Here is a 6,289-nt window from a genome sequence, read left to right as displayed (position 1 = left end):
CCCCAGCGGGGCCGACATGTCGTTGGCACTTCAGCCTGGAATCTGCGCGCAAGTTGGAACAAACTGCGCGCAAGTTTGGTGAAATCGGCGCTAAAATCGGTCAAAACCGCAAACTTGCGCGCAGATGGGGGAAACTAGCGCGCAGAACGGTCGTTCGTCTTGCCCGCACGTGCCGCCATCCCCTGCGGCAATGGGTTCAGAGAACCATCCTTTGCATTTCCAAGCCAAAAACCTGGCATCCTGTCGGCGCGAGCCGCGCCGAACCGAGTTCGATTTGGCTTCGGCCCCTCTGGGGCCGACATGTCGTTGGCACTTCAGCCTGGAATCTGCGCGCAAGTTGGAACAAACTGCGCGCAAGTTTGGTGGAATCGGAGCTAAGATTGGTCAAAACCGCAAACTTGCGCGCAGATGGGGGAACTAGCGCGCAAAATGGCACCCAGCACCGCGCTACGCCTTCCACCCAACAATGCAAATCAAGAAAATGCTAAGTTCATTCCATATAGATCGACAAGTATTTGGGAAAATCGCCCTTTTTACCGTGATCTAGACCATTTTGGGTGTGGTCTAGATCACCGATCACCTAGAAATTACCAATGTCAAGCATCCATCCAAAGTAGACACAGGTGCAGTACCGAGGGTGCTGCACCCTTATGCTCTGGAGTGTGAAGAAAACACGGAGGGCGTACTTTGGCCTCCGATGTTGCCCTTATGCTCTGGAGTAAAAGCTTCCGCCTGTAGTAAATCAAGAACCAACTGAACAAATTAAGAAAAGGAAAGTTATATAAGTAAACGTACGTGCTGTTTAGGCACTAGGTCTCTTGCTCCTCGACGAAAAACCAGCCCTATGAATCTATTAGGGCTGGTTTATTGACCACAACACTTTGTGATTACCTTGTATGTTTGTTCATTTGCTGAATGGCTGCTTTTTCTAGTCTTGATACTTGGGCTTGAGAGATGCCGATTTCTTCGGCCACTTCCATTTGCGTTTTCCTTGGAAAAAGCGCATGTCCAATATCTTTTTTTCGCGTTCGTTTAATCGAATCATGCTTCTTGGATGGCGATGTGCTCAACCCACGTGCTATCTTTCTCTTTATCATCGCTAATTTGGTCCATTACGTATATCGGGTCTCCACCGTCGTTATAGATCGGTTCAAATAATGATACAGGGTCTTGAATCGCGTCTAGAGCGTAAACGACGTCTTCTTTTGGAAGGTCTAACTCCTTGGCGATTTCTTGTACGGTCGGTTCAGTCGTACGGTTTTTCTCTGCCATCAACCGATCTCGAACTTGCAAAGCTTTGTAAGCCGTGTCTCTTAAAGACCTCGACACTCTGATCGGGTTGTTGTCTCGTAAATACCGACGAATTTCTCCAATAATCATCGGTACGGCATACGTAGAAAAACGCACATTATGACTTAGGTCAAAATTATCTATGGATTTCATAAGTCCAATACATCCGACCTGGAACAAGTCATCAACAAATTCTCCTCGATTGTTAAACCGTTGAATCACACTAAGTACAAGTCTCAAATTCCCATTGACTAACGTTTCTCGTGCTCGTTCATCTCCTGCTTGCAATTCAGTGAACAACACTCGCATTTCGTCATTTTTAAGTACGGGTAACTTTGACGTATCAACTCCGCAGATTTCTACCTTGTTGCGTGTCACATGCGTTCCCTCCCACGGCGTCATAGCAGAGAACTTCAACGTTCATCCTGCTTTCATGTTCAGTATGTCCGTGGGAGGTTTTTTTATGCGTTCGGTTTCGTCCTAAAAGAAAGGTTGGAACGAACAATCTTACGGAGAACCGCAGTCCAATGAGACTTTCTTGATCACACCATTTTATTAAATTCTTTTCTTAGTCTGCGAATGATTCGTTTTTCCAACCTAGAAATGTATGATTGCGATATGCCTAACATATCTGCCACATCTTTTTGCGTTTTTTCTTTTGTTCCTGCTAAACCAAAACGAAGCTCCATAATTTGTTTCTCTCGGGGGTTTAGTGTCGTCAACGCTCTTCTGAGCAATGATTTATCGACCTTATCTTCGAGGTCACGAGTAATAATATCATCGTCAGTACCCATTACATCCGAAAGTAAGAGTTCGTTTCCATCCCAGTCAACGTTTAACGGCTCATCAAACGAAATTTCTGAACGAGTTTTGTTATTTCTGCGTAAATACATGAGAATTTCATTCTCAATACAACGTGAGGCATAGGTTGCCAGCTTGATCTTCTTTTCTGGGTTGAATGTATTCACAGCTTTGATGAGCCCGATCGTTCCGATGCTAATGAGATCCTCAATATTAATGCCCGTGTTTTCAAATTTACGAGCAATGTAGACAACGAGGCGCAAGTTTCGTTCAATTAGACGCCCACGTACTTCAGGGTCACCATAAGGCAAACGGTCTAGTAAATCTTTTTCTTCCTCTTTCGAAAGCGGTGGAGGCAAGGCTTCGCTTCCACCGATATAATAAATTTCATCAGGTTTAATGCCGAGGCGGACGAGCAGGCGATACCAACGAATTGTAATCATCTTTTTTGATTTCTTCCACAAAGTAAATCCCCCTTCGGTGAGTGTTGCGTGTTTAACTGGCCTGTTCTGACAGTGTTTCGTCCGGAAGTAAGTCCGGAGGAATGATGCATTGAAATTTGCCTTCAGTCGAAAACGGTTTGTCCTCAAATCCAATAAGGGTGTGAGAGTTCACTTTTCGCTCGTCATCAATCCAAATGACAACTTCAAAGGCGACAACCGCAAAGATAAATCCATGGCTGCTCCCGACAGCACGGTACGGTATGACACGGATTTTATCATCAAAGATTGGCACCTTGACTTCCGTCTGTTGCGATCCATTCGATAAACTGAGCAAAGGATGCTTCATCGAGCAATGGGCGCACAATCGATGCTTCTGCCAAAACGACGGGCTTTCTAGAGATCGGATCTTTCAATTGATTGCCAGTATCAACGAGCGCACAAGTGTGAATCCAATCATCTGCTTCCGTCATTCGAATCGATACTCGCACAAGTTTTTTCATCATCTTCTTGTCTTCTTTCACGGCACGTTTGACAATTTCACTTAAAATTAGAACGACGGGGATTGTGGATAGTACGAGCAGTGCGTGCATATGATCTAATAAATGCCATGTAGAAGTGGCTCTCCAGCTTTGAACGAGTGCTGAAGACTGGAAAACCCAGCTCATCGCAACGACCGCACCACCAGATAAAATCGAAATAAAATAAAAGGCGGCAACCGTTTTAAAGAGCCGCCAAAACGTCTGAAAACCGAAAGCAAGCAACACCGCTCCTAAACAGATGAAAAATTGTGAAATTGGAGATGCCAAATATACGCTATAATCCGTCATCCAAAGGAACAAGGGTAAGCCGGTAACTAGCGCTGTGCAGACGATGCGAACAGGCTTTATTTCATATCCAACCCATTTCCCCGTCATATACAAAAGTGAAATGGTTACGATCGTATTCAATCCATAGATAATATCTATGTATAACGTCAAGACACCTGCACATCCTCCCTTCACGAAGGATTCATTTTCCTTGCTAAACTCTTGATATAAGTATAGTCTGCAGCGGTTTCGAAGTATGTCATTTTGTTAGAGTGACCAGGTCGCTGTTTTTCAACCTTTTCGTTCCATTGTGTCGAAAGACAGAAGTGTTCACTCTAGGCAAAGTTTGACACCCCCTATTTACAAGGGATACAGCGAGGGCGTGATATGTTGAAAAAACATTGGGGAATCAAAAGAAAAACGTCCGGTACAACCTCGAAAGGTCGTACCGGACGTTTTATTGTTATTTACGGCGGCGATTTCTAAGAAATGCCGGAATATCCAATGAATCTTCTTCTGTTTGAGATTGTTGAGGTGGTTCCTCATATGACGATTGACGGTTTGATTGCGACGGTCGTTCGGACTCATTGCTTTGAACCGTTTGTTGACGTTTAGGAGCTGTCCCTCTTGTCTTTTGCTGCCTGTGCTTCTTTTCAGTTTGGTCATCAAAACCGGTCGCAATGACCGTGACGACAATCTCTTCTTTCAGATTCTCGTTAATGACGGAACCAAAAATCATGTTCACTTCAGGATCAGAGGCGTCTGAAACGATCTCAGCCGCTTCATGAACTTCAAATAGACTCAGGTTACTGCCACCTGTAATGTTCATTAATACCCCTTGTGCCCCGTCTACTGACGTTTCTAAAAGGGGGCTTGAAACCGCTTTTTTCGCGGCCTCAGCAGCACGGTTTTCACCGGTAGCAATGCCAATCCCCATCAGAGCCGAACCTTTCTCGCTCATGACCGTTTTCACATCGGCAAAGTCCAAGTTAATGAGACCCGGTGTAGCAATTAAATCAGATATGCCTTGTACACCTTGACGGAGTACGTTGTCTGCTTCACGGAACGCCTCTAACATCGGTGTATTCTTATCCACAATCTCAAGCAAACGATCGTTTGGAATGACAATTAACGTGTCAACCTTTTCTTTTAGTGCTTCAATACCATCACTCGCATGGGTTGAACGCTTCTTTCCTTCAAAAGAGAAAGGTCGTGTGACAACACCTACAGTAAGAGCGCCGATTTCTTTAGCAATTTCAGCAATAACAGGGGCGGCACCTGTTCCAGTTCCTCCACCCATTCCGGCAGTAATAAAGACCATGTCAGCGCCGGTTAACGATTCTTCAATCTGTTCCTTGCTCTCTTCTGCAGCTTTTTTTCCGATATCTGGATTCGCACCTGCACCAAGACCTCTTGTAAGCTTTCCACCTAATTGCAACTTCGTTTCAGCTTGTGAAAGTTGAAGTGCTTGTGCATCCGTATTTACTGCAATAAACTCTACACCTTGGAGGCCATTTTCAATCATGCGGTTTACCGCGTTTGAACCTCCACCTCCGACCCCAATGACTTTAATTTGGGCGAGTTGGTCCATGTCCATTTCAAACTCTAGCATTTCAGGTCCCCCTCATTCAGTCAAATGTGCCTGCTTTATTCAAAAAACACTTTAAAGAAATTACGTACGCGTTTTTTTACACCAGGACTGTTCTCATTTTGTTCGTTTACGTTTTTCTCAACTTGTCTCTTCTTACGAGCAGGTTCTGCCGGCAACTCTTCAGTGTCGGCTGTTGCTGCAACCATCTCTTTACTTAGCATTTTAACATGCTTATGGGCAAATTCAATGAGTCCTACGGCATTTGTATACCGTGGTTCTCTCACCCCGATATAATCTGGGATCGCCATGCGAAGGTTTCTTCCCATCACATCTCTGGCAAGTTCCAACGTTCCAGGAATCATGACGCCGCCACCGGTGAGTACAACACCTGCAGGAATATCACCGTACTTGCTCAACGTGTCTTCTACGAGTGAAAAAATCTCTTCCATCCTCGGCTCAATGATATGAGCAAGATCTTGTTGTGAATACTCTTCACCATCGTGATTGCCCATCGGCACGACCTTCGTCGTCACATCGTTGGATGCATCATCAATAAACGCATATCCGTGTTCAATCTTCACTTGTTCAGCTTGTCCCATTGTCGTTCGAAGTCCTGCAGATAAGTCACTCGTTACATGCATACCACCAATCGGTAACACATGCGTGGCGACAAGCCCACCATGTTGGAAAAAGGAGACGGTCGTCTGTCCGCCACCTACATCAACCAAACCAACGCCGAGCGATCGCTCATCATCAGAAACAGCGATTTCCCCAGCCGCAAGCGGCTGCAAGAAGATGTCGATAATTTCCAAGTTTGCTTTTTCGACGCAACGCAGTAGGTTATGTAAAACGGTTTTCGAGCCAGTGACCATTAGCCCTTCCATTTCAAGACGGACACCAATCATACCTGTCGGGTCCGTAATGCCATCGTAACCGTCTACAATATACTGCAAAGGCACAACATCAACAATTTCACGGTCATGAGGAATGCTAACGACACTTGCAGCGTCTTTCACACGATCAATGTCTTCGTCCGTGATCTCTTTATTCGTACTGGATACTGCAACGATTCCGTGACTCTGATGGAGATCAATATGGTTTCCGTTAATGCCTACAACCACTTGCTTGATTGACATACCCACCATTCTCTCGGCCTTCTCAACCGCTTGACGGATGGCTTTGACAGTAGCATCTATGTCAACAACTGCACCTTTTTTTATCCCTGTTGAAGTCGCATTTCCTACTCCAATGATGTTCAGCATCCCTGCTGACATCTCTCCGATCATGACACGTACCTCGGCTGTACCAACATCGAGACTGACATATAATTCATTACTGTCCATGCGTGGTACCTCCTA

The 6,289-nt window shown here is 45.2% G+C and carries 5 protein-coding genes and 1 pseudogene; all 6 read right to left on the bottom strand.

Annotated features, from left to right (window positions below):
• Positions 1-887 precede the first annotated feature (887 nt).
• Positions 888-1,668 (bottom strand): annotated as a pseudogene (sigG, locus tag JCM19039_RS20015) (RNA polymerase sporulation sigma factor SigG).
• 164 nt (positions 1,669-1,832) lie between these two features.
• Positions 1,833-2,555: an RNA polymerase sporulation sigma factor SigE gene (sigE, locus tag JCM19039_RS20010; protein WP_255343733.1), complete on the bottom strand. Its 723-nt coding sequence runs from the start codon at positions 2,553-2,555 to the stop codon at positions 1,833-1,835.
• Between the two features lie 31 nt (positions 2,556-2,586).
• Positions 2,587-2,826: a sigma-E processing peptidase SpoIIGA gene (locus tag JCM19039_RS26800; protein ID WP_042430660.1), complete on the bottom strand. Its 240-nt coding sequence runs from the start codon at positions 2,824-2,826 to the stop codon at positions 2,587-2,589.
• The gene (locus tag JCM19039_RS20000) at positions 2,813-3,511 is read right to left on the bottom strand and encodes a sigma-E processing peptidase SpoIIGA (RefSeq protein WP_042430657.1); all 699 of its coding nucleotides are present in this window, start codon (positions 3,509-3,511) and stop codon (positions 2,813-2,815) included. The genes JCM19039_RS26800 and JCM19039_RS20000 overlap by 14 nt, the downstream gene beginning before the upstream one ends.
• 292 nt (positions 3,512-3,803) lie before the next feature.
• A complete protein-coding gene (gene ftsZ / locus JCM19039_RS19995) occupies positions 3,804-4,952 on the bottom strand; it encodes a cell division protein FtsZ (RefSeq protein WP_042430654.1) in 1,149 nt (382 codons plus the stop codon).
• A 35-nt stretch (positions 4,953-4,987) separates the two neighbouring features.
• Positions 4,988-6,274: a cell division protein FtsA gene (gene ftsA / locus JCM19039_RS19990; RefSeq protein WP_042430651.1), complete on the bottom strand. Its 1,287-nt coding sequence runs from the start codon at positions 6,272-6,274 to the stop codon at positions 4,988-4,990.
• Positions 6,275-6,289: the final 15 nt, after the last annotated feature.

Source organism: Geomicrobium sp. JCM 19039 (assembly GCF_000698145.1).
Lineage (GTDB): Bacteria > Bacillota > Bacilli > Bacillales > Marinococcaceae > Geomicrobium_A.
Note: the sequence above shows the minus strand (reverse complement) of the source record. Positions and strands in the feature narration are given on the sequence as shown.

Excerpts from the sequence above, each read along its gene's own strand:
- ftsZ (WP_042430654.1), bottom strand. The coding sequence starts at position 4,952 with ATGCTAGAGTTTGAAATGGACATGGACCAACTCGCCCAAATTAAAGTC.
- ftsA (WP_042430651.1), bottom strand. The coding sequence starts at position 6,274 with ATGGACAGTAATGAATTATATGTCAGTCTCGATGTTGGTACAGCCGAG.